We start from the raw sequence: 21,357 nt of genomic DNA, 5'->3' as shown, positions 1-21,357 counted from the left end.
AGTATCTCAGAAAGTGATGATCACGAGCTCCAACTTTCGTTGGACGTGATGAATCCAGGCCCGCAGGGTGGTGACATGTCCCTGCTCCTCGACGCACCGGTCACCCAGCAACCCGGCAGCAAGCTCCACGGCAGAGGGTTCTGGGCCGTCGCCGCCACGTTCCTGATCGCGATGGCCTACTCGACCGTGCCGTCTCCGCTCTTCCCGCTCTACGTCGCGCGCGAAGGCTTCTCGACCTTCGCCATCACCGTCGTGTTCGCCGCCTTCGCGGTCGGCGTCGTGATCAGCCTGGTCCTCGCGGGCCACGTCTCGGACTGGGCCGGCCGCAAGACGGTCCTCCTCCCCGCGCTGGGCCTCGAGGTGCTGTCCGCGCTGCTCTTCCTGACCAGCACGTCCCTGCCGGTCCTGATCGCCGCGCGCGTGATCAACGGCCTGGGCGTCGGCATGATCGCCGCGACCGCCACCGCCTACCTCTACGACCTGCACGCACAACACCGCCCCGGTGCCTCGCCGCGCCGGTTCGAGATCGTCTCGACCGCCGCGAACATCGGCGGCCTGGGCTTCGGCGCGCTGGTCGCCGGAGTGCTCGCGCAGTACGTGTCCTCGCCGCTCAGCACCCCGTACGTCGTGCTCGCGGCGCTGCTCGTGGTGAGCATCGTCGCCGTTGCGCTGACGCCGGAAACCGTGGCGAAGAAGCGGGTTTCCTACCGTCCACAACGGATCAGCGCCGACCACGGCGACCGCCTGGGCTACCTCGTGGCCGGAGCGGGCGCGTTTTCGGCGTTCGCGGTCTTCGGCGTGTTCACGTCGGTCTCGCCGGGCTTCGTGGCGGGCGAGCTGCACCACCCGTCGCGCTTGCTGGCCGGCCTGGTCGTCTTCATCGTGTTCGGCGGCGCCGCGCTCGCGCAGACCGTGCTGGGCGGGTTGCGCTTGAGTGCGTTGCGGACGATCGGCCTTGGCGCACAGGCGATCGGCGTGCTGCTCGTGGTGGCCGGGATGTACGCGACGAGCTTCCCGCTGTTCCTGGCCGGCGGCGCGATCGCCGGTGTGGGCGCGGGCGTGCAGTTCAAAGCGTCGATCGGGGCGGTCGCGGCGATGGCGGCACCGGCGAAGCGCGGGGAGGCGTTGGCGGGCCTGTTCTTCATCGCCTACCTGGGGTTGAGCGTGCCGTCGCTGTCGATCGGGCTCGCGACGCGGTTCCTCACCCCGACGACCGTGATGACGTGGTTCGCCGGAGTCCTCATGCTGTTTCTGGCCGGGGTGGCCGCAGTGGGATCGGCAACCCGAACCGCCGCCGCTCCTCGCTAGTCAGCTCCCGCGCGACGGCCTGCCTGGCCATTGCGACCAGCTCGCCAGGCTGATCGGCCGACCAGAGGCGCACGGAGTCCTCTGCGCACGTCGCGATCCGCGTGCCGTCAGGTGACCACGCTGCCCTCATCGCCGCTTGCCCCTGGATGGCCAGACACCCGAGCTCGGCGCCGCCGGCCGCGTCCCAGATCCGCGCGGTGCCGTCGTTGGCCCCGGTGAGGATTCTCGTCCCGTCGGGCGACCACTCCGCACTGACGAGCGTGGCGTCGTGCCCCTCCAGGGCTTCGGTGGTACCGGTGGTGATGTCCCAGACCGCAGCGTTCCGGCCGTCCTCGACAACGACCTTGCGGCTGTCCGGTGACCAGGCGTGCGCCTTGAGAAAACGGTGTTTCGGCCTCAGCCTCCCCACCTGGGTCCCGGTGGTCGCGTCGTACCGGATGATGCCGGCGTCGCGAGTTGTGAGAATCCACGCCCCGTCGGGCGACCACGAGACGTATGTGACGGAGTACCCGAAGCACAGCAACTCAGCACCCGTGGTCGCGTCCCACACCCGAGCCTGCGCTGCGCCAGTGAGCAGCCTTGTGCCGTCCGGGGACCACTCGAAGGTCCATACGCCGACCTCGTGTTCGAGAGTCAGCAGCTCTGCTCCGGAGACGGCGTCCCAGACGCGGACGGCCCGGCCACCGCAGGTCGCGACGCGGTCGCCGGTCGGTGCCCAGGAGAGTGTCGAGCCGCTGTCTGTCACCTCCACGGGCAGGCTGGTCATCAACGTGCCTCGCTCGACGTCCCAGATCTGGACCCCGCCGGACGTCGCCGTCAGCACCCGTGTCCAGTCTGGCGACCAGATGGCCGTGACGACGTCGGCACCCTCTGACTCCAGCGTCATGAGGGCGACGGCCGTCGCGGGATCCCAGACCGTCGTGGTGGTCCGGTACCAGGTGAGCAACCGGGTGCCGTCCCCTGACCAGGCCGTTCCAGTCGCGTGCGCACCGAGCCTGTTGTCGTGGTCAGGGCCGCCCAGGTGCCAGACATGAGCGACATCGCCGGCCAGCAGGACCAGCCTCGTCGCGTCCGGTGACCACCTGATGTCCTCGACCAGGGCTCTCGACGCCGCTGGTCCCACCACGAGAGCGTCCCCTCTGGTGAAGTCGGCCGTGGTCAGCACCCGCACGACGCCGTGACCCATACCGACGGCGATCCGGCTGCCGTCCGGCGACCACATCGGCCGGGAGTACACGTTGCCGCGCAGGTTCACCTGGCTTTCCGGACGGTTGTCGTGCACCCTCATCAGCCGCGCCTGCCGCAGTGAGGTGACGCGCCACATGGCGAGCTGCTGCTCGACCAGCGTCAGGATCCGCTCGCCATCGGGCGACCAGGACGGGATCCGACCGTCCAACTCGGCCAGCAGCGCACCTGTCCCGGCGTTCCAGACCTTGGAGCGACGGTGGTCGGCCTGACCGACGACCAGGCGTCCGCTCGGCGCCCAGAACAGCAGCTTGCCGCCCATGGTCCGCAACCGCCGGCCGGTGTTCGCGTCCCAGATCCCCACTCGGTCGTCGAGAACTCCGATCGGATCGCGCCCCGCCACACGGGTTCCGTCCGGCGACCACTCCGGCGAGTGGACCATGACCTTGCGGATGCGCGTGGTGAGGGTGGCGTCGTAGACCGTCGACGAGTCGCTCCTGCCGACGACGATCCGGCTGCCGTCGGGCGACCAGCGCGCCTCCTGCAGATCGGTCTCCTCCACACCGGCGAGATCGGCTCCGGTCACGGCGTCCCAGATCACCACGCGGAAGAAGGGGTTCGCCTCGTACATCGAGGTCGCGCTGACGATCGTGGCGCCGTCGGGCGACCAGTCCACACTGCGCACGTTCCACTCCGGTGGCGAGAACCGCACGCTCAGGCGGGGTGCCGCCAATGCCCTGGCGAGGGCCTGCAGTGCCTTGGGAGTGGGTGCGTAGTCCTCGACGGCAGCAAGTGCCAGCGGCAGGCGGAGTTCGGCCTCCTCGTCGAACGACTCCAGGATCCGGGTGCCCAGCACCTCGGCCAGCCGACGCCGCTCGGCTTCGTCCTGACGCGCCGAGAGGTCGAGGAACATCGCGACCAGCGCGGAGTCCGGAGCGAAGTCCGGGTTGGCCCGGGCCCAATCGCGGGCGACGGTGGCACGTTCGGAGCGCAGCAGGTAGGCGTCGGGGCGACCGGCGCGGTCCCAGTCCAGGGCCAGCCGTTCGAGCTCCGAACGCCGCCGCAGGTCGTCGCCGCGACTTTCGGCGGCTTCGAGCAGCGGTGGCCACTGACGAATCAGCGCCTCGTGCACGACGTCCACCGTGGACTCGGAGGTGGTGAGCAGGCGAGCGTCCACGAAGGCTCGCACGACCTCCGCCTCCACCGGGTTCAACGCCGCGAGCGGGAGACGACGGCGGGTCAGCGTGCCTTCGGCGTCCACGTCGACGAGGCGCATCAGCGTGGGCACGACGGCGTCGGCGCGGCCCTGTCCGCGAAGGTCCGCGGTGAGTCGCTCGGCCTGGCGTCGCAGCGCTCCGGCGACACCGCCGACGGCCTGGTAGTGCTCGTGGCCGAGAGTGTCGCCGGGGCTGGTCCGTTCCCAGAGTTCACGGAGGGTGTAGGCGAGCATCGGCAGTGCGTCACCGCCTGCCGTGTCCGCGACGATGCGGCTGACCAGGCCCTCCTGGAAGAAAATGCCGGCGCGGGTGGCCGGTCGTTCGATCACCTCCGCGAGCCGGGAGCGGTCGAGCGGTTCGAGCAGGACCGGATCGTCGATCAGGGTCGTGAGCTCCTGGGCGGCGCCGAGGAACTCCGAGCGCAGGGCGGCAACGATCCACAGTGGAACGTCAGGAGCGGCCAGCAGGTCGAGGAAGGCGCGGCGTTCCACGGGGTCGGAGCGGAGGAGTTCCTCGGCCTGGTCGACGAAGAGCAGGACCGACGCGTCGCCGCGGTCGTGGAACAGGTCGCCGAACGTCTCGGGGGTCAGCCGTTCGGCGAGCGAGTCGACGTCATCACGGTCGCGCGCCAGGACGCGCGCGAGGTTGCGCAGCGGTCGCGAGCCGGGAATCAGCGGCGGGAGCACCAGCCAGCGGTCGGGGGTCCGAGCCAGGCGAGGGAGCAGGCCGGCGCGCACGAGCGAGCTCTTGCCGCTGCCGGACGGGCCGACGATCGCGACGAACCGGTTCGCACCGCGTTCGAGGGTGGGGGTGAGCAGGCGCTGCAGGTGCTCGATCTCGTTGCCGCGGCCGAAGAACACGGCGGCGTCGGCGCTGGTGAACGACGCCAGACCGGGATACGGCGAGCGAGCCGGGTCCCAGGCGAACGAGTCCTGCGGGTCCAGGCCTGCTCGGCGGAGGCCGTGCGGCAACCGGGCCACATCGGCCAGGTCGACCCACTGCACGTCGTTCAGCAACGGGTGCGTCGCACCGGCGTTGATCGGGAACACCGGCTTGCCGATGGACCGGGCCAGCACCAGTTCGGCGTGGCACCACCGAGAACCCACCGCCGCGTCCGTGCCGATGAACACGACCGCGTCGGCGCGGCGGAGCTGGCCGTAGAGCTCGCGTTCCCAGTCGCGGCCCGCCGCGATGCCGTCGGCGGGATCTACATCGAGGAAGACCGCGCCATAGCCCTCAGCGACGAGCCGGTCGTGGACGCGCTGGGCGAGATCACGGCTGCTGTGGCTGATGAACAGCACGGTCATCCGCCACCCCTTGCGCCGTCAGGTCCGCCAGCTTCTCCAGTGCGGTCCGAACGTACCGGTCCTGGCCCGAATCCCGGCCGTACAGGCCCGTGTCGACCGGCGCCATCCGGACGCGTTCCTCGATGTGCCGCCGCATCCCCGGCCAGGTGACGCCACCGTGGCGGGCGTAGGCGTCGAGCAACTCGTCGAGCCGCCCGAACCGGGTGACGAGCCTGCGGAAGTCGGCACCGGGATCGCCCACCAGCGAGTCCGTCCAGTCGATGACGCCGGACAGCCTTCCGTTGTCCACCAACGTGTTCGCCGGCTTGATGTCGGCGTGCACGAGCAACGACCGCGGCGGCCACGGTTCGTCGTCGGCCAGCCACTCCTGCCAGTGGTGCCACAACGCGTCCGGCAGGCCCAGTTCGGCGCGGGCGCGGTGGATCTTGTGCGCGATGGTTTCGCGGATCGCGTCCGGCACGCGCACCTCGACGCCGGTCCGCGCGGCCTCGTCGGGCGGGACGGCGTGCAGCGCGGCGAGAAACCTTGCGACGTCGTCGAAGTACTGGTCCGGCGGTGCGTCGGGAACGGCGCCGGGGAGCGTTCGGTAAACAGCTACGTGCTCGACCTCCGGCAGCCATCGCGGCACCGCCACCGGCAGCCGGTTCGCGATGAGGCCGAGCAACGCCCGTTCGGGTCCCATGCGCTTCAACGGCCACTCACGGCGAGGCGCGCGCAGGATCCAGCGGGCGCCGTCGTCGTCTTCCGCGTGCAGCACCAGGAAGTCCGCGCCGGAGTCGGCGAACTCGACGGGGCGCAGGCCGAGCTCGGCGGCCAGCTCGTTCAGGTCAGTCAATGTGCAGCGTGACCGGGTGGTGCACGTCCTGCGGGCAGGTGAAGATGTTCAGGTTCCCGTCCCGCCCGAACGACCATTCGACGTTGTCACCGGACGGTTCGCTGGTGCCGAGCGACAGCATCTGCCGTTGGGCCGTGCCGCACTCCCGGCACTGGAACTCCATCGGGCCGGTCTGCCACCAGCACGTCCAGCCGCCGATCTTCGTGCCGCTCGACGTCTCGGGCCAGTCCGCGTCTCGCAGGTCTTCGGGGCGGTCGTACGAGTGCGCGTACTCGGTGAAGCGGATCGGCTCGAGCACGTTGATCGTGGGGGTGTAGATCTCCTCGCTGACCGGCGGCTCGGGTTCCTCCTCGATCAGCTCGACGACCTTGGCGGAGTCACGCCACACCAGGCGCACGTCCGGGCCGTAGATGTCGTCGAGGTCGTGGTGGAGCGTGCACAGGAACACCTGCAGCACATCGGTTCCGTCGGGGAACGGCAGCTCCGGGTAGTCCCGCTGGTACAGCTGCACCGCGCCGACGAACGGCATCCCCACACCGGCGATGTCCCGGCCGGGGACACCGGGCGACCGCGGGTCGTGACGGCTGCCGTCGCACCACGGCCACGGCTCGTCGATCGGCCACAGCATCGGGCCGCCGATGTGGCTGTCGGCGTCCGTCGGATCGCCTTCGAGCGGGTTCAGCAGTACAGCGGGCCGCGCCCACTCCGCCTTGATCGACACGAGCGCAAGACTAGCCGTCGGGCATCTGGACCGGGGTAACGATGGCGAAGCAGGAGACGACCCGCAGGCATGAGGTTCTTGATCGCGCCTGTGCTCCTCGCCGTACTCGCGGCGGGCTGCTCCTCGGAGATCACCGGCTCCGGTTCCGGATCGGGCACCACGTCGTCCAGTGCTCCGGCAACCGGTCAGGAGGAGACCACTCAGCCGTCGGCCACCACGAGGACCACAGCCCTGAACGGGGTGCCTCCCGAGCAGTACGAGAGCCTGCCCTCGCAGTTCTGCGATCGGCCCTTCACCGGCGCCCTCGGCAAACCGATGCTGGCAGTCGTGGTGGAGACCCCGCAGGGGAGGCTGAACTGCGACCAGGCCGCGGCGGTGCTGTTCGACTACTACGCCGGACGCCAGGAACCGAAGCAGGGCTTGCCACCGGTCGAGATCGGATCGCTGTCGTGCAACCAGGTCGCCGAGGGCATCATGCCCCAGGTCGTGTGCGCCGACGGGGAGAACGTCGTCTACTCGATGTGGCCGCAGACCTGACGCGGACCGGGTGGGCGAGGTGATCACCCCGCCCACCCGCCGGGTTCAGTCCGTTCCCGACTCCATGGCCGCCGAGTCGAGCAGTTCGTCGGCCGCCGAGACCTCACCGCGCGAGGCGATGGCCTCCGCGCCGCCGTCGGGCACCTCTCCGATCAGCTGCGTCGGCTCGACCTGGGCCGAGATGAGCGCCGACTGGCGGGTGCCGACCATGCCGAGGCCCGCGAAGAGCTCCAGCTTGGCGCGCGAGTCCGCGATGTCGAGGTTGCGCATGGTGAGCTGGCCGATGCGGTCGACCGGGCCGAACGCCGAGTCCTCGGTGCGCTCCATCGACAGCTTGTCCGGGTGGTAGCTGAACGCCGGGCCGGCCGTGTCGAGGATCGAGTAGTCGTCGCCCCTGCGCAGCCGCAACGTGACCTCGCCGGTGACCGCGGAGCCGACCCAGCGCTGCAGCGCCTCGCGGATCATCAGCGACTGCGGGTCGAGCCAGCGACCTTCGTACAGCAGCCGGCCGAGCTTGCGGCCCTCGTTGTGGTACTGGGCGACGGTGTCCTCGTTGTGGATCGCGTTCACGAGACGGTCGTAGGCGATGTAGAGCAACGCCATGCCGGGCGCCTCGTAGATGCCGCGGCTCTTGGCCTCGATGATGCGGTTCTCGATCTGGTCGGACATGCCGAGACCGTGGCGGCCGCCGATGGCGTTCGCCTCCAGCACGAGGTCGACGGCGTCGCCGAACTCCTTGCCGTTGATCGTGGTCGGGCGGCCCTGGTCGAAACCGATGGTCACGTCCTCGGTCGCGATCTCGACCGACGGGTCCCAGAACTTGACGCCCATGATCGGCTCGACGATCTCGATGCCCTCGTTGAGCAGCTCGAGCGACTTGGCCTCGTGCGTCGCGCCCCAGATGTTCGCGTCGGTCGAGTAGGCCTTCTCGGTGCTGGAGCGGTACGGGAGGTCACGCTCCTGGAGCCACTCGGACATCTCCTTGCGGCCACCGAGCTCGGTCACGAACGCGGCGTCGAGCCACGGCTTGTAGATCCGCAGCGACGGGTTCGCGAGCAGGCCGTAGCGGTAGAACCGCTCGATGTCGTTGCCCTTGTAGGTGGAGCCGTCGCCCCAGATCTGCACGTCGTCGTCGAGCATGGCGCGCACGAGCATGGTGCCCGTGACCGCACGCCCGAGCGGGGTCGTGTTGAAGTAGGCGCGGCCACCGGAGCGGATGTGGAACGCGCCGCAGGCCAGGGCCGCGAGCCCCTCCTCGACGAGTGCCGCGCGGCAGTCGACGAGCCGCGCGATCTCGGCACCGTACGTGCCGGCGCGACCGGGGACCGTCTCGATCTCCGGCTCGTCGTACTGACCGATGTCCGCGGTGTACGTGCAGGGCACAGCGCCCTTCTCACGCATCCACGCGACCGCGACAGAGGTGTCGAGACCACCGGAGAAGGCGATGCCGACGCGTTCGCCGGCGGGAAGTGAAGTGAGCACCTTGGACACGTTGAGAATTATGCACGACGATGTATGGGCATGCACGTCGGGGTGGCTGTTAGTTGCGCCTCAGCCGTGTCGCCGCAGGTAGACGCTAGATCGGGTCGAGTTCGTCAGCCCTGGCCTGCATCCGCTCGACGTCACCCTCGCGCTCGCTCGCCCGCATCGCCGTGATCGCAGCGAACAGGTGAGCGCCGGTGTACGGATCTTGCTCCTTGCGCTCGTAGACCTCACCGAGCGTGGCGTTGTACATGGCGTGCGACATCGCGGCGAGCATCGCCCGTGTGCGCGGTGCGACGCCCTTGGGTGCGGCGGCGTCGATGATCGGCGTGACACGTTCCCAGACCTCGTCCGGCGGGCCGGGCGGGTAGATCTGGTTGAGCGCGAGCAGCCCGTTCTCCAGCGAGCCCATCACGAGCCCGATCTCGTCGTCGTCCGCGGGCAGCAGCCGCTCGACGCTCTCGGCGTCCTTCTCGTGATAGGCGATGGCGAGCCGCAGTCCGATCGCCTGACTGCGGTTCTTCTGCTCAGGCTCGGCGCACCACCACCGTTCCCGCGCGGTCCTGGGAAACATGTCACGCAGTGTGCGGCCGGCCAGCCGATTTCGCCTGAGGGTTTAGGTAAGCCTAACCAAAGGTGTAGGTTGCTCGGCATGTCGCGCTACTCCGCCCTCGACAGGTTCACGCTCAAGGCCGCCACCAAGGCCGCCGAGCTGCTGATGGCCCCCGCGAACCGGCGCGAGGTCTTCGACCAGTTCGTCATGACCGTCACGGCGGTGACCGAGCTGAGCGAGCACATGCGCCGGATCACCTTCCACGCACCGGAACTCGCCTCGTTCGCGCTGACGGGCCCCGACGAGTACTTCGGCCTGCTGGTGGCGACCGGCCGCGAACTGGTCATGCCGGCCGACGACCGCATCAACGTCCGCTCGTCGTTGCGTGCCATGCCGGAGGACGACCGGCCGGACCTGCGCTGGTACACGATCCGCGCGCACCGGCCCGACGTCGCCGAGATCGACGTCGACTTCGTGGTGCACGGCGACGCGGGCCCCGGCACGCGCTGGGCCCGGCGTGCCATCGCGGGCGACAAGGCGGGGTTCCGGGCCGGCGGTTCTGCCTATCGGCCGCCGGCGTCCGGTTCCGTGCTGCTGGTGGCGGACGAGACCGCGTTGCCCGCGCTGTCCGCGATCCTCGAGGTGGAGACGCGGCCGACGCACGTCTTCGTCGAGGTACCCGACGAGTCCTACCGGATCAACCTCGACGCGGAGTGGGTGTTCCGCGGCTCCGGCGAACCCGGTTCCGCGGTGGTGAAGGCGATCCAGGACAAGGCCCTGTCCACTGTGGACTACGGGTGGGCGTGCGGTGAGTCCGGGCTCGCGACCGGGGTGCGGCGGCACCTGGTGAAGGACCGCGGGGTGGACCGGAAGGCGATCATGTTCAGCGGCTACTGGAAGGTCGGCTCCGCCCGGATGTGAGGCCTCAGAACTCGCGGTTACGCGAAGGTGGAGCCCGCGTTGCGAAATCCGGTCGCGCGACCCGCCGCACGTGGGCTCAGCTGGGCTGATGAGAGCGCGACCCCGGGGCGTGATCGATTCCGTTCCGAGGTTGTTAAATTCCCGGTACGGCAAAGATTTGGCCAACTACCTAGACGTGAAGGTGGTTCATGTACCACCTTCTGCCTCGCACGCCTCTCCGTTTCCCCTGCTCTCCCGGAATCGAGGCCTCTGTTGAGGAAACTCCTACCCGCGCTCGCCGGAGCGCTCCTGATCACCGCGCTGTTCCCCGGAATCGCGCTCGCCGACCCGCCGCAGGCCATCCCCGCCAACTACGCGGAGGCCGACGGCAAGTGGCAGCCGGCGTTCGACTACGACGGTGACGGCTGCTACCCGACCCCGGCGATCTCGCCGACCGGACAGGTGGCGCCGGGCCTGAAGAACTCGGGCGCGCTGAACGGCAGCTGCCACGACCGGTCCGACCTGGACAACACGAACTCCTACAGCCGCTCCAAGTGCAACAACGGCTGGTGCGCCTACCTGTACGACCTGTACTTCGAGAAGGACCAGGCCGTGCCGGGCTGGGACTGCTGCGGCCACCGCCACGACATCGAGCACGTGGTGGTCTGGGTGCAGAACGACGTGGCCCAGTACGTCTCGACGTCCGAGCACGGCAAGTACAAGACCCACCCGCGCGGCAACGTGCAGTGGGAAGGCACCCACCCGAAGATCATCTACCACAAGGACGGCGCCAGCACGCACTGCTTCCGGCTCGCGGGCTACAACGAGCAGGCGGAGAACCACTACGGGGTGTACCAGTACCCCGACCTGGTCAGCTGGGACCGGTTCCCGGCCGGGGTGCGCGACATCCTGGTGAACGCGAACTTCGGCAGTGCCGGCCTCGGCATCAAGGACAGCGCGTTCAACTACAACCTCGGCCAGGCCAAGCCTGCCGGGATCCCGTTCGACCCGAACGCGTAGCTACTTAGCGACGCGATCAAGCCACTCGGCCAGGAGGGCCCGTTCCGCTGGAGACAGCATCAGGGGCGGGTCCTCTTCCAGTGCCTCCCGAAGCGCGATCGCGCGACTCGGGATGTCCGTCGGCTCGTCCGGTGAGGCGTCCGTCGTGATGGCCCTGATCACCTGTTCCCGGGAGAACGTGATCAGCTCCAGATCGCGGTCCTGCTCCGGCGTCGCGATCAGCGCCAGCACGACGCCCATGCCCGCCGCATGCACGAACTGCGCCGCCTGCTCGACCGGGACCGTCAACCGGCCCGCCGTCGCGATGCGGCTGATGATCTCGCGGAGCATCGCGTCCGCCTCCAGCCGCGCCGCACGCTTGCGCGGCTCGCCGTACATCAGCAGGTAGAACGCGGGCCGCGCCAGGCCGAACCCGATGTGCAGCTCCCACCCGCGACGCAGGTCGTCGACCGGGTTGTCGCTGGCGCCCATCGCGTGCTTGGTCGCCAGGTAGTCCGAGAAGCCGAAGGCCGCGACGGCGTCCAGCAGGCCGTCCTTGTCCCCGAACAACCGGTAGAGCGTCGGCGCCTGCACACCCGCCGCCGTCGCCACCGCACGCGTGGAAACAGCCTCCTTGCCGCCCTCGATCAGCAGGTCGGCCGCGGCCTTCACCAGACGCTCCCTCGTGTCCATGTAACGACGATAACACATCAGGGGTAGCGCTGATTCGATACCAGTGCTACGTTGATTGCGTTAGCGACGGAAACACCAGCTAGGAGTACCGACATGACTCGCGTTGCGATCGTCACCGGCGGATCGAGGGGCATCGGGCGGGCAGCCGCCGAGCGCCTCGCCGCCGACGGAATGGCCGTCGTCATCGTCTACGCCGGCAACAAGACCGAGGCCGACAAGGCCGTCGAGGAGATCAAGTCGACCGGTGGCCAGGCCATCGCCGTCCAGGCCGACGTGGCCGACGAGACCGCTGTCGCCGCCGCGTTCGACCTGGCCGTGGAGACCTTCGGCGGCGTGGACGTCGTCGTGAACTCCGCGGGCATCATGCCGTTGGGCACGGTCACGGACATGGACCTCGACGTCTTCGACCGCATCATGCGCACCAACGCCCGTGGCACGTTCGTCGTGGCCCAGCAGGCCGCACGGCGGTTGCGCAACGGCGGCGCGATCGTCAACGTCTCGTCGTCGGTCGTGGGCCTGCGGTTCCCCCAGTACGGCGCCTACGCCATGTCCAAGGGCGGCGTCGAGGCGCTGACGCTGGTCCTGGCCCGCGAACTGCGCGGCCGCGACATCACCGTGAACGTCGTCGCCCCCGGCCCCACCGCCACGGCGTTGTTCCTGGAGGGCAAGGACGAGGCGACGATCGACAACCTCGCCAAGGCGGCGCCGCTCGAGCGCATCGGCACGCCCGACGACATCTCCGAGGTCATCTCCTTCCTGGCCGGTCCCGCCCGCTGGGTCAACGGCCAGACCATTCGTGCGAACGGAGGCATCATCTGATGGGCAAGGTCATCGTGGTCACCGGGGCGTCCAGCGGTTTCGGGGCTCTCGCAGTTCGTTCCCTGGCCCGCGCGGGCCACACCGTCTACGCGGGCATGCGGGAAACGCTGGGACGCAACGCTCCCGCCGTCGCCGACCTCGGCGCGTTCGGTGCCGAGCACGGCGTCGACGTGCACGCCGTCGAGCTCGACGTGCAGTCCCAGGAGTCGGCCGACGCTGCTATCGGGTTGATCATCACCGAACAGGGCCGCCTGGACGTGGTGGTGCACAACGCCGGTCACATGGTCACCGGCCCGGCCGAGGCGTTCACGCCCGAGCAGTACGCGGCCTTGTACGACGTCAACGTCCTTGGCACGCAACGGGTCAACCGCGCCGCGCTGCCTCATCTGAGGAGCCAGCACTCCGGGCACGTCGTGTGGGTGGGTTCCAGCTCCACGCGGGGCGGCACTCCCCCGTACCTGGCGCCGTACTTCGCGGCCAAGGCAGCGATGGACGCGGTCGCCGTGTCATACCGCGCCGAACTGCTGCGGTTCGGCATCGAGACCACGATCGTCGTGCCGGGCGCTTTCACCCACGGCACCAACCACTTCGCGCACAGCGGCACTCCCGCCGATGGTGACGTCGCTGCGGCCTACGAGGAGTTCTACCCCGGTCTGATGGACCAGGTGGGCGCTCGCCTGGCCGAGCTGGAGCCGTCGTGGGCTTCCGTTTCCGCCGTCGCCGACGCGATCGTGTCGGTGGTGGGCGCTTCGAAGCCGCCGTTCCGGGTGCACATCGATCCTTCGTCCGATGGCGCGGAGGTCGTGAACGCGGTGGCGGACCGGGTGCGGAGCGAGTTCCTGCGTCGGGTGGAGCTGGCTGACCTGATCTGACCTGGCCTGATCTGATCTGGTCGTCAGGCTTGGTTGAGGAGCGCGGAGACGGTGACGAACCGGTAGCCGCGCTCCTTTAGCTTCTGGATGATCGGCTTGAGGGCCTGCCGGGTCTGGTCGCGGCTTCCGTACATGGGGTGGAGCAGGATGATCGAGCCCGGTTTGGTTTGACTCAGGGTGTCCTGCTCGATCTGCTGCGCTGAGGGCGTTCCCGCGGAGTCCGGTTCGACGTCCCACATGATCGTCTTGCGGTTGTGCTCTTTGAGGTAGTGCGGCAGGGCGAAAAGCTTCTTGCCGTTGGGCGGGCGGAAGTGGATGTCGCCCTGGTAGCCGGTTTTCCTGATCTGCGCGTCGGTGTCTTCGATCTCCTTGGCCACCGTGCTCGGCAGCACGCCGACCATTCGTTCGTGGTTGTACGTGTGGTTGCCGATCTCGTGGCCCGCCTCGGCGATCTTCCTGCCCAAGTCAGGGTGGCTCTGGAGATCGCGGCCCATGAGGAAGAACGTGGCTTGGACCTGTTCGGTTTCGAGGAGGTCCAGAACCTGCTGCGCGCCGGCCGGGTCCGGGCCGTCGTCGAAGGTGAGCGCCACGACCTTGTCGGTGGTTTCGACGCGGTCGACCAGCTCGCCGAAGAACTGGAACGTGCGGGAGCTGCTGATGTTCCAGAGGGTCACGGCTGCCGTGACCACGACTACGAGGCTGACGGCGGTGATGATCGTTGGCTTGCGGCGCAACCACTTCATGCGCCAACTATGCCAACGCGGCTTTCCCGACGCGCAGCACCCCGTCGTCGAGCGGCACGCAACGGATTCCGCCCTTACCCCGCAACCCCTTGAACGCACCTGGCGCGATGACCTCATCCATCCACGCACACGGGTTGGCCGGCCGGTGCACCTCGAACCGCACCGCACCGTCACCGGTGTCGAGGCTGAACACGGTGCCGCGGGGCAGCGAGTCCACATCGAACCCCCGCACCACGATGTTCCGCCGCGCCACCAACGGGTCCACCTGCCACGGGTCGAGCGACTCGGCGGCGATCAGCGTGACGGCGGCGTTGCGGTGCGCGGGGTGGTTGAAGTAGCGGTCACCCACGATCCCGAGCCCGGCGCGGATCACCACGTGGTCGCGGGAGACAGGCCCAGGATCGGGACGAGGGCCGTCCGACGGACGGCCCTCGTAGGCGTGCACGGGTGAGACGTGCAGCGCGACGATCTCGATCAACGCTCGCCGAGCTGCCACTCCGGCCGCACGTAGTGGCACGTGTAGCCGTTCGGGTAGCGCTCCAGGTAGTCCTGGTGCTCGGGCTCGGCCTCCCAGAAGTCCGACTCCTGGGTGACCTCGGTGACGACCTTGCCCGGCCACTTCCCGGAGGCGTCCACGTCCGCGATCGTGGCCTCTGCGACCTGCTTCTGCGTGTCGTCGGTGTAGAAGATCGCGGAGCGGTAGCCGGCTCCGATGTCGTTGCCCTGGCGGTTGCGGGTCGACGGGTCGTGGATCTGGAAGAAGAACTCCAGGACCTGCCGGTAGCTCAGGAGCGTTGGGTCGAACACGATCTCGATGGCCTCGGCGTGGTTGCCGTGGCGGCGGTAGGTGGCGTTCGGCGTGCTGGGGTCGCCGGTGTAGCCGACGCGCGTGGAGACGACGCCGGGGTGGCGGCGGAACAGGTCCTGCATGCCCCAGAAACAGCCGCCCGCGAGAACAGCCTTCTCCGTCACAGTGATGCTCCTCTGCTCGGTGTTCACTCAGGAGAACGTTCGGTCTCGGCCGGTTCATCCCCGGCAGGATGTGACGTATCCATTACGGGGGCCGTGGACCTCGCCTCGATAACCTCGCCCAGGTAGCGCATGACGACCGCCACGGCTGCGGCGACCGGTACCGAGAAGAACGCGCCCGCGATGCCATAAATGCTGGTACCCGCTGTGACCACGAGCAACACCACCGCCGCGTGCAGACGCAGGCTGCGCGACTGCAGGAGGGGCTGGAGCACGTTGCCCTCGACCTGCTGCACCACGATGACGATGATCAGCATGATGATCGCCGTGGTCAGCCCGTTGCTGACGAGCGCCACCAGCACCGCCAGCGCGCCGGCGATGAACGCGCCGATGATCGGGATGAAGCCGCCGAGGAACGTCAGCGCGGCCAGCGGAATCGCCAGCGGCACGCCCAGGATCACGAGCCCGAGCCCGATGAACACGGCGTCGATCAACGACACGATCGCCTGGCTGCGGATGAACGACCCGAGCGTGACCCACACCCGCTCGAGCACCGTCGTCACGTGCCCGCCCGCGCGCTCACCGATCAGCCCGCGCACCCAAGGCGTGAACCGCATGCCGTCCTTGACGAAGAAGAACGCCAGCAACAGCGCCACCAGCCCGGTCACCACACCGGACGTCACCGCGCCCGCACCGGTCAGCAGCCCGTTCGCGATCGACCCGATGCTCGACTTGACCTGGTCGACGCCCTGCGCGATCAACCGGTCGAGGTCGGTGTCCTTGAGGTTGAACGGCGGCCCCGAGGCCCAGTCCTGCAGCTGGGTGACGGCTTTCTGCGCGCTTTGCGCGATCTCCGGCACACCGGACGCGATCGACGTGGAGATGGCCGCGATGACACCGCCCAGCACCGCCAGCCCGACGACCAGCACGATCGTCGCCGACAACGCCGAGTTGAGCCCCTTCGACATCAACCACCTGGCCGGCGGCCACAGCACCGTCGTGATCAGCAGCCCCAGCAGCACGGGCATCACGACCACCCACAGCTGCCCGATGATCCACACGACCATCCAGAAGCCGAGCGCCGCCAGCGCCACCCGCAGACTCCACCGCGCGAGCCAGCTCACGCCGTGCCCGATGGCCTCACCCTTGTCCGCCCACCTGCGTTCCCGTTCCACGCCGCACAGTCTGTCGTGATCTAGCCCGATCGGGTGGCAGACCCGCCGTTTTCACCGCCGGAGCGACTTCACGAACGCCCGCGCCTCGGCCTCGATCGGTAGCTCCGGGTCGTTGGCTGGGTCGTAGGGAGGCAGAACCGGGACCGGGACGCCCAACTTGCCGAGCAACCGCTTCGCCCGTTCCAGGTCGTAGCCCAGCACATAGGGCTCACCGTCCGCCCAGGCCCGCCGATGCGCGGCGAGCGCGTGCTCGCGGGCTTTGCCGGCATCACCGATCGCGAGCAGGAGTTCGGCCAGCGCTTGATGATCCGGAGCGCGATGCTCGGCCAGCTGGGCGGCCGCCTGAGCCGGATCGGACAGCTGGTCCAGCTGGATCCGCGCCAGAGCAAGCCTGGCTTCCGCCATCGCGTCGTCGATACCGACTTCGTGTGCCATCCGCACTGCCTCACTCAGCACGGCGGCGGAACCCGCCCAGTCGCCGCGCTCCGCCAACAACCTGCCGCGCAGCACAAGCAGTCTCCGAAGAAGTCCCCGAAAGTTGATGCGCTTGCCTTCTGCTTCGACCACGGCCAGCTCGTCATCGGTCAGGGCGCCACGACTGAACTGCAGGGAAGCGTGATTGAGTGCGGCTTCGCACTCGAGCCTCCTCGAGAAGGGGTCATCTCCTGCGCGTCCTGCCGACAGGGTGTCCCAGACCTCGTCCGCCTCGTCGCTCCGCCCGGTCTCGGCGAGCCAGTCGAAACTGTCCAATCGGGCGCAGTACAGGTAACTCGCGTCCTTGAGGCGATTCGCCGCTTCGAGGTTCACCGTCCTGACGCGCCATGACGCCGCCAGCCGGTTCGCGTCGTGCAGCGCGAGGGCGATGTTGGACAGGCCGACCACGGCGTCACCAGGCTCATTGGCTTTGACCGCCAGACGGAACGCCGCCTCCAGCACCGTCAGCGTCTGTTCTTTGTCTCCGAGATGGCCCAACGTGTCGGCCGCGTCGCTCACCAGGCGCGAGGCGGCTGTGGCAGACAGCTTGGGCGAAGGCGATGACCAGTCCGAGCCGAAGAAGGGACGAAGCAATGACGACATCTCGGGAACTGCTTCGAACTGAAACCTCAGCGCCGAGTCCAACCCTCCGAGATAGACATCGGCGGCCGCGGTCAGCCGCCCCCTGCGCACCAGCGTCTGGACCAGCGTCATGTCGTCCCGGAGCTCTTCCAGCCGAGTGACGGCCTCGTAGCGGGATCTCCTGCGGGCGGAGAAGTAGTCGATCACCCGATTGCCGAGCTGTCGCCGATCCCACACGCCCAGACCGTCCGCCACCACGGCGCGCACCACCGGATGCATGTCGTAGGTCCCGGTTTGCCGATCGTGCTGGAGGAGACCCCTGCGTTCCAGATCCGCCACTGCTGGGGCGCTGGACCGGGGCCGGTTCAACGCGTCGAGTGTCGCGAAGTCGACGGCGCTCGGCAGCAACGCCAAGGTCGACAGCAGCTTCCGGCTCGCCCTCGGCAGGGTGTCGACGGCCTTCTTCAGGATGTGGTTGCGCTTCTGCACGAGATCGAGCTCGCCGATCTCCAGACTCCCGCCGTGTTTCAGGTCGGTCGACCACCTGTCGAAATCGCCGCGGGCAGGCGGGTAGTCGTTCACCAGGCCCGCCACGATGCCGGTGACGAGAGGGTGACAGTCGCAGTGGCGTTGCAGGAACGACCGCATCGCCGCGGAGTCGCCCCGCACCTTGCAGTTGCGCATGAGCGCCTCGGCATCGGCAGGCCGCAGGCCGGGCAGACGTTCGTGCAGCACTCCAGGAATCGGCTGGCTGGACGTGTTGAGCAGCACTCTCGGGACGAGCCGGGAGCTGATCAGGATCCGCGACGGCGCCGCGACGGCCAAGCGCCGCATCAAGTCGTCGTCCTCCGGCCGGATGGCGATCGTGGGGTCACGGTGCGCGATCTCGTCAGAACTGCCCGCGGTCTCGTCGCGCACCTGGGCGGCGTCCAGGCGGTGGTAGGCGACCAGGACGCGTTCCAGGCCGTCCAGGACCAGCAGCCACGGCCGCGACTCCAGCTCGTGCAGCAGCAGTTCGGTGAGCTCCGGCTGCTTCTTGGCCTCGAACGTCTTCAGCGGCTTCCCGGTCATGTACGCGAGCGCGTGCCGGCAGAAGTCGGCCATCACCGCGCCGGCCTCGTAGAACGAGTACCAGAACCGCCCGGCCCAGTCGCCGCGCACGCCCGGCGCGTGCCGGTTCGCCCACTCCCACGTGAGGATGCTCTTGCCGGACCCGCCGATCGCCTCGAACAACAACACCGCGTGCTGCCCGGCAGGCCTCGCCCAGTCGCTCAAGGTCGCCAGCTGTGCTTCGCGGCCCACGAAGTCGTGCGACCCGAGATAGCGCGGCTTCGCGTACAGAGCCGGTGCGGCCGGGATGTGGTCCTCGCTCTCGGACAGGGGTTCCGGTGTTTCGAGCACGCGGCGCAGCTCAGCCACGGACTGCGTGGCCGCGGTGGCGAAGGAGGCCAGGTCGGTGAACTCCTCGTAGACCTGGTGCACGTCCCCGCCCGCGAACTTGGCCTCCTCGCGGAACTTCTCCAGCTTCGCCCGCTTGACCGGGTCGAGCTCGACGGCGTCCTCGGTCACGAGGTGGCCGGGGCTCATGATGAACACCAGGATCGGCCGCCCCAGCCGGACGGCCTCGCGGAATTCCAAGTGGGTCAGCGAAAGGCCGTCGGGGTTCGCGGAACCGTCAGGTACCGCGCCGTACCTGCGGCCGATGATCGCGATGTAGGCAGCCGCGTCCCGCACCTTCTCCAGCGACGACTCGACGACGGTGGCCAGGCGGGCGGAGTCGGACTCCATTGCCACAGCGTGGAGTTGCTGGCCCTGGATGGCGCTCATCAGCGCCGCCCGGTGTTCGCGCAGGTCGGCGAAGGTCGACGACACCATCACACCGGGGTACTGCCGTGGCGCGGACATGTAGGGATCTCGCGCCACGGCCCGACGTCGTTACGGCCCGAAAGGGTCAGGCCTTGCCCCAGAAGGCGTCTTCCTCGGCCGGGTCGGCGGTGAACAGCCAGACCTCGGCGACCTTGCCGTCAACGACGCGCATCAGGTCCACGCCGACGCCGTCCATCTCGGCGCCCGAGCGCTTGGCGGTCCAGTGGACCGGGGCGGCGACGGTGGAGCCGTTGACCATCAGCGGGGCGTTGCGGCGCAGGGTGAAGGTGCCCTCGGAGACCGTCATCATGCCGCCGATCATCGCGCCGACGGCTTCGGGGCCGTGGTGGGTGCCGGAGAACTGGTTCGCGCCTGGCTGGTGCCACACGACGTCGTCGGCGAACTGGGCGGCCACGGTGGCGAAGTCGCCGGACTCGAGGGCGTCGAAGTAGGTGGTGGCCACGGCGAGCGGGGTGGTCATGGTTTCTCCTTCGGGCTGGTGTTGCCCTATGCTCACCAAAGGTAACCAATTACCTCAACGTAACTAATGGACGGATGTGCGCCATGTCACAGACGGTGCCGGACTGGAGCGTGCTCGCGGCCAGCTGTCCTTCGCGGGGCAGTTTGGCGCGCATCGCCAACAAGTGGACCGCGATGGTGGTCACGGTGCTGGGCAACGGGCGCATGAGGTTCGGGGACCTGCGGAAGAACATCGACGGCATCAGCGGCAAGGTGCTGACCGAGACGCTCAGGGACCTCGAGCGCGACGGCATCGTTGTGCGACAGGTGTTCGCGGAGGTGCCGCCGCGAGTTGAGTACGAGTTGACGGAACTCGGCTTCACGTTGCACGAGCCGTTGCTGGCGTTGTGCCGGTGGGCGGAAAAACACATCGCCGAGGTCATCGTGAACCGCGAGAAGTACGACACTCGCTAGCGGAGCGCTCGCAGCGCACCTGCGGGTGTGAGGACGCCATCGACGTCCGGCGTCAGCGAGCCGCGGATCAGGTTGCGCACGACGGGCAGGCCCGACAACCGGAAGAGCAGGTCCCGCAACAAGATCCGCCACCGCGACGACGGCGCCATCCAGCCGATGAACTTCCGCCCGTACGACTGGGTGTGCTCGACGGCGGGCTTCATCCGGGTCTGGTAGCGCTCGAACGCACCCTCGAACCCCGCCGAAAGCTCTTCCACCAGCACACAAGCGCCGGCCATCGCAAGGGACGCGCCGTGGCCGGCGAACAGCGACACGGCCCCGCACGCGTCCCCGACCAGCACGACCTTTCCGCGATGCCACGACGGCATGTCCACTTGGGACACCTCGTCGTAGTAGACCTCCTGCGGCAGCGCGGCAAGCAGATCGGGTGCGACCCAGCCCAGGTCACCGAACCGCGAGCGCAATCCCTCCACCGGATCCGCGGGCAACTCCTGTTCCGAAGACCTGTACAGCATCAAGGCCGCCATCGCGCCGTCCCGCACGGCGTAGCAGCCGATCATCCGCTCAGGCACCGTCAGCATCTGGTAGCGACAACCGATCCGCTCAGCCAGCGACGCATCCCGAACCGAGAACGCCGCCGTGTGGTGTCCCAAATACCGCACGAACGACGACGCCGGTCCGAACACCAGCTCCCGGACCCGTGAGTGCACGCCGTCCGCGCCCACGATCAGGTCGAACGAGCCAACCGAACCGTCCGAGAACGTCACCCGCCCGTCGTCAACAGCAGAAACCGTTACCCCGTAACGGAAAGAACAACGCACATCGGCACGAATCACCTCGGCGAGATCGCCCCGCAGCAGGCTGATCACGCCGGAAGCAACGGACTCGTAGGCCGACGCGGAGATCTCGCTCCGCCTCCTCCCCCGCGCATCCACGCTGGTCACCGACGAGATCGGCGCGCGACGGGCCTCCAGTGCCGGCAACAGCCCCATCCGCCGCGCCACCTCGTGACCAGGCCCGAAGAAATCGATCATGTAGCCGCCCGCGCGGAACGACGGCGCCCGTTCGACGACGAGCACCTCCCACCCCGCGCGCTCCAGCCACCACGCCGAAGCAAGCCCGGCGATCCCCGCTCCCACGACCAACGCTCGTTGGGCACTCGACTTAGGCATATGCCCAACTTAGCA

At 68.6% G+C, this 21,357-nt stretch carries 20 protein-coding genes; 7 read left to right on the top strand and 13 right to left on the bottom strand.

All coding sequences use genetic code 11. The features are described 5' to 3' along the window. Positions 1-75: 75 nt before the first annotated feature. Positions 76-1,308 (top strand): MFS transporter, encoded by a 1,233-nt coding sequence (locus tag ACWGE0_RS29440; protein ID WP_452264146.1) that lies wholly within the window; start codon positions 76-78, stop codon positions 1,306-1,308. On the opposite strand, the gene ACWGE0_RS29435 is transcribed toward ACWGE0_RS29440, so the two are convergent. From ACWGE0_RS29435 to ACWGE0_RS29425, 3 genes are read right to left on the bottom strand one after another with little or no spacing between them, the layout of a single operon-like run. Further along, positions 1,241-5,017 (bottom strand): nSTAND1 domain-containing NTPase, encoded by a 3,777-nt coding sequence (locus ACWGE0_RS29435; RefSeq protein WP_452264145.1) that lies wholly within the window; start codon positions 5,015-5,017, stop codon positions 1,241-1,243. The genes ACWGE0_RS29440 and ACWGE0_RS29435 overlap by 68 nt on opposite strands. After that, positions 4,983-5,852 (bottom strand): phosphotransferase, encoded by an 870-nt coding sequence (locus tag ACWGE0_RS29430; RefSeq protein ID WP_452264144.1) that lies wholly within the window; start codon positions 5,850-5,852, stop codon positions 4,983-4,985. The genes ACWGE0_RS29435 and ACWGE0_RS29430 overlap by 35 nt, the downstream gene beginning before the upstream one ends. Then, positions 5,845-6,573 carry a DUF1963 domain-containing protein gene (locus ACWGE0_RS29425; protein WP_452264143.1) on the bottom strand — a complete coding sequence of 243 codons (729 nt, stop codon included), beginning with the start codon at positions 6,571-6,573 and terminating at the stop codon, positions 5,845-5,847. The genes ACWGE0_RS29430 and ACWGE0_RS29425 overlap by 8 nt, the downstream gene beginning before the upstream one ends. Before the next feature lie 69 nt (positions 6,574-6,642). Between ACWGE0_RS29425 and ACWGE0_RS29420 the strand changes: the two genes are divergently transcribed. Further along, entirely contained in the window at positions 6,643-7,110 is a 468-nt protein-coding gene (locus tag ACWGE0_RS29420; RefSeq protein WP_452264142.1) for a hypothetical protein, read from the top strand. A 45-nt stretch (positions 7,111-7,155) separates the two neighbouring features. On the opposite strand, the gene argG is transcribed toward ACWGE0_RS29420, so the two are convergent. Together argG and ACWGE0_RS29410 are read right to left on the bottom strand one after the other, a co-directional pair. Beyond that, positions 7,156-8,601 (bottom strand): argininosuccinate synthase, encoded by a 1,446-nt coding sequence (argG, locus tag ACWGE0_RS29415; RefSeq protein WP_452264141.1) that lies wholly within the window; start codon positions 8,599-8,601, stop codon positions 7,156-7,158. A gap of 85 nt (positions 8,602-8,686) precedes the next feature. After that, positions 8,687-9,166 carry a hypothetical protein gene (locus ACWGE0_RS29410; RefSeq protein WP_452264140.1) on the bottom strand — a complete coding sequence of 160 codons (480 nt, stop codon included), beginning with the start codon at positions 9,164-9,166 and terminating at the stop codon, positions 8,687-8,689. 78 nt (positions 9,167-9,244) lie between these two features. On the opposite strand from ACWGE0_RS29410, the gene ACWGE0_RS29405 reads away from it, so the two are divergent. Both ACWGE0_RS29405 and ACWGE0_RS29400 read left to right on the top strand, forming a co-directional pair. Then, the gene (locus ACWGE0_RS29405; protein WP_452264139.1) at positions 9,245-10,066 is read left to right on the top strand and encodes a siderophore-interacting protein; all 822 of its coding nucleotides are present in this window, start codon (positions 9,245-9,247) and stop codon (positions 10,064-10,066) included. Positions 10,067-10,318: 252 nt separating this feature from the next. Next, entirely contained in the window at positions 10,319-11,065 is a 747-nt protein-coding gene (locus ACWGE0_RS29400; protein WP_452264138.1) for an NPP1 family protein, read from the top strand. On the opposite strand, the gene ACWGE0_RS29395 is transcribed toward ACWGE0_RS29400, so the two are convergent. Then, positions 11,066-11,737 carry a TetR/AcrR family transcriptional regulator gene (locus ACWGE0_RS29395; RefSeq protein ID WP_452264137.1) on the bottom strand — a complete coding sequence of 224 codons (672 nt, stop codon included), beginning with the start codon at positions 11,735-11,737 and terminating at the stop codon, positions 11,066-11,068. It lies immediately after the preceding gene. 93 nt (positions 11,738-11,830) lie between these two features. On the opposite strand from ACWGE0_RS29395, the gene ACWGE0_RS29390 reads away from it, so the two are divergent. Together ACWGE0_RS29390 and ACWGE0_RS29385 are read left to right on the top strand one after the other, a co-directional pair. After that, entirely contained in the window at positions 11,831-12,556 is a 726-nt protein-coding gene (locus ACWGE0_RS29390) for an SDR family oxidoreductase (RefSeq protein ID WP_452264136.1), read from the top strand. Then, on the top strand, positions 12,556-13,428 hold the full coding sequence (locus tag ACWGE0_RS29385; protein WP_452264135.1) for an SDR family oxidoreductase: 873 nt from the start codon (positions 12,556-12,558) through the stop codon (positions 13,426-13,428). Before ACWGE0_RS29390 ends, ACWGE0_RS29385 begins: the two co-directional genes overlap by 1 nt. Before the next feature lie 23 nt (positions 13,429-13,451). Here ACWGE0_RS29385 and ACWGE0_RS29380 read toward each other — a convergent pair whose 3' ends face one another. Genes ACWGE0_RS29380 through ACWGE0_RS29355 form a run of 6 tightly spaced genes read right to left on the bottom strand, consistent with a single transcriptional unit; the run spans position 13,452 to position 19,718 of the window. Continuing rightward, on the bottom strand, positions 13,452-14,171 hold the full coding sequence (locus ACWGE0_RS29380) for a polysaccharide deacetylase family protein (protein WP_452264134.1): 720 nt from the start codon (positions 14,169-14,171) through the stop codon (positions 13,452-13,454). Positions 14,172-14,178: 7 nt separating this feature from the next. Next, positions 14,179-14,667 carry an MOSC domain-containing protein gene (locus ACWGE0_RS29375; RefSeq protein WP_452264133.1) on the bottom strand — a complete coding sequence of 163 codons (489 nt, stop codon included), beginning with the start codon at positions 14,665-14,667 and terminating at the stop codon, positions 14,179-14,181. Continuing rightward, positions 14,646-15,143, bottom strand: a complete 498-nt coding sequence (gene msrA, locus ACWGE0_RS29370; RefSeq protein WP_452264132.1) for a peptide-methionine (S)-S-oxide reductase MsrA — start codon at positions 15,141-15,143, stop codon at positions 14,646-14,648. Before msrA ends, ACWGE0_RS29375 begins: the two co-directional genes overlap by 22 nt. 23 nt (positions 15,144-15,166) lie before the next feature. Continuing rightward, the gene (locus ACWGE0_RS29365; protein WP_452264131.1) at positions 15,167-16,315 is read right to left on the bottom strand and encodes an AI-2E family transporter; all 1,149 of its coding nucleotides are present in this window, start codon (positions 16,313-16,315) and stop codon (positions 15,167-15,169) included. A 51-nt stretch (positions 16,316-16,366) separates the two neighbouring features. Beyond that, on the bottom strand, positions 16,367-19,276 hold the full coding sequence (locus ACWGE0_RS29360) for a DUF4062 domain-containing protein (RefSeq protein WP_452264130.1): 2,910 nt from the start codon (positions 19,274-19,276) through the stop codon (positions 16,367-16,369). 46 nt (positions 19,277-19,322) lie between these two features. After that, positions 19,323-19,718 carry a nuclear transport factor 2 family protein gene (locus tag ACWGE0_RS29355; RefSeq protein WP_452264129.1) on the bottom strand — a complete coding sequence of 132 codons (396 nt, stop codon included), beginning with the start codon at positions 19,716-19,718 and terminating at the stop codon, positions 19,323-19,325. Positions 19,719-19,801: 83 nt separating this feature from the next. Here ACWGE0_RS29355 and ACWGE0_RS29350 point away from each other — a divergent pair, with 83 nt between their 5' ends. After that, on the top strand, positions 19,802-20,170 hold the full coding sequence (locus ACWGE0_RS29350; RefSeq protein WP_452264128.1) for a winged helix-turn-helix transcriptional regulator: 369 nt from the start codon (positions 19,802-19,804) through the stop codon (positions 20,168-20,170). On the opposite strand, the gene ACWGE0_RS29345 is transcribed toward ACWGE0_RS29350, so the two are convergent. Next, complete coding sequence (locus tag ACWGE0_RS29345) at positions 20,167-21,342, bottom strand: FAD-dependent oxidoreductase (RefSeq protein ID WP_452264127.1); 1,176 nt, start codon at positions 21,340-21,342, stop codon at positions 20,167-20,169. The genes ACWGE0_RS29350 and ACWGE0_RS29345 overlap by 4 nt on opposite strands. Between the last annotated feature and the right edge of the window lie 15 nt (positions 21,343-21,357).

The sequence above is a fragment of the Lentzea sp. NPDC054927 genome (genome assembly GCF_053610285.1).
Note: the sequence above shows the minus strand (reverse complement) of the source record. Positions and strands in the feature narration are given on the sequence as shown.

What these genes read in the sequence shown, in the direction of transcription:
- ACWGE0_RS29360 (WP_452264130.1), bottom strand. Translation starts at nt 19,276, where the DNA reads ATGTCCGCGCCACGGCAGTACCCCGGTGTGATGGTGTCGTCGACCTTC.
- ACWGE0_RS29435 (WP_452264145.1), bottom strand. Translation starts at nt 5,017, where the DNA reads ATGACCGTGCTGTTCATCAGCCACAGCAGCCGTGATCTCGCCCAGCGC.
- ACWGE0_RS29345 (WP_452264127.1), bottom strand. Translation starts at nt 21,342, where the DNA reads ATGCCTAAGTCGAGTGCCCAACGAGCGTTGGTCGTGGGAGCGGGGATC.
- ACWGE0_RS29395 (WP_452264137.1), bottom strand. Translation starts at nt 11,737, where the DNA reads ATGGACACGAGGGAGCGTCTGGTGAAGGCCGCGGCCGACCTGCTGATC.
- ACWGE0_RS29380 (WP_452264134.1), bottom strand. Translation starts at nt 14,171, where the DNA reads ATGAAGTGGTTGCGCCGCAAGCCAACGATCATCACCGCCGTCAGCCTC.
- ACWGE0_RS29385 (WP_452264135.1), top strand. Translation starts at nt 12,556, where the DNA reads ATGGGCAAGGTCATCGTGGTCACCGGGGCGTCCAGCGGTTTCGGGGCT.
- ACWGE0_RS29440 (WP_452264146.1), top strand. Translation starts at nt 76, where the DNA reads ATGTCCCTGCTCCTCGACGCACCGGTCACCCAGCAACCCGGCAGCAAG.
- ACWGE0_RS29405 (WP_452264139.1), top strand. Translation starts at nt 9,245, where the DNA reads ATGTCGCGCTACTCCGCCCTCGACAGGTTCACGCTCAAGGCCGCCACC.
- ACWGE0_RS29410 (WP_452264140.1), bottom strand. Translation starts at nt 9,166, where the DNA reads ATGTTTCCCAGGACCGCGCGGGAACGGTGGTGGTGCGCCGAGCCTGAG.
- ACWGE0_RS29355 (WP_452264129.1), bottom strand. Translation starts at nt 19,718, where the DNA reads ATGACCACCCCGCTCGCCGTGGCCACCACCTACTTCGACGCCCTCGAG.
- ACWGE0_RS29350 (WP_452264128.1), top strand. Translation starts at nt 19,802, where the DNA reads ATGTCACAGACGGTGCCGGACTGGAGCGTGCTCGCGGCCAGCTGTCCT.
- ACWGE0_RS29420 (WP_452264142.1), top strand. Translation starts at nt 6,643, where the DNA reads ATGAGGTTCTTGATCGCGCCTGTGCTCCTCGCCGTACTCGCGGCGGGC.
- ACWGE0_RS29390 (WP_452264136.1), top strand. Translation starts at nt 11,831, where the DNA reads ATGACTCGCGTTGCGATCGTCACCGGCGGATCGAGGGGCATCGGGCGG.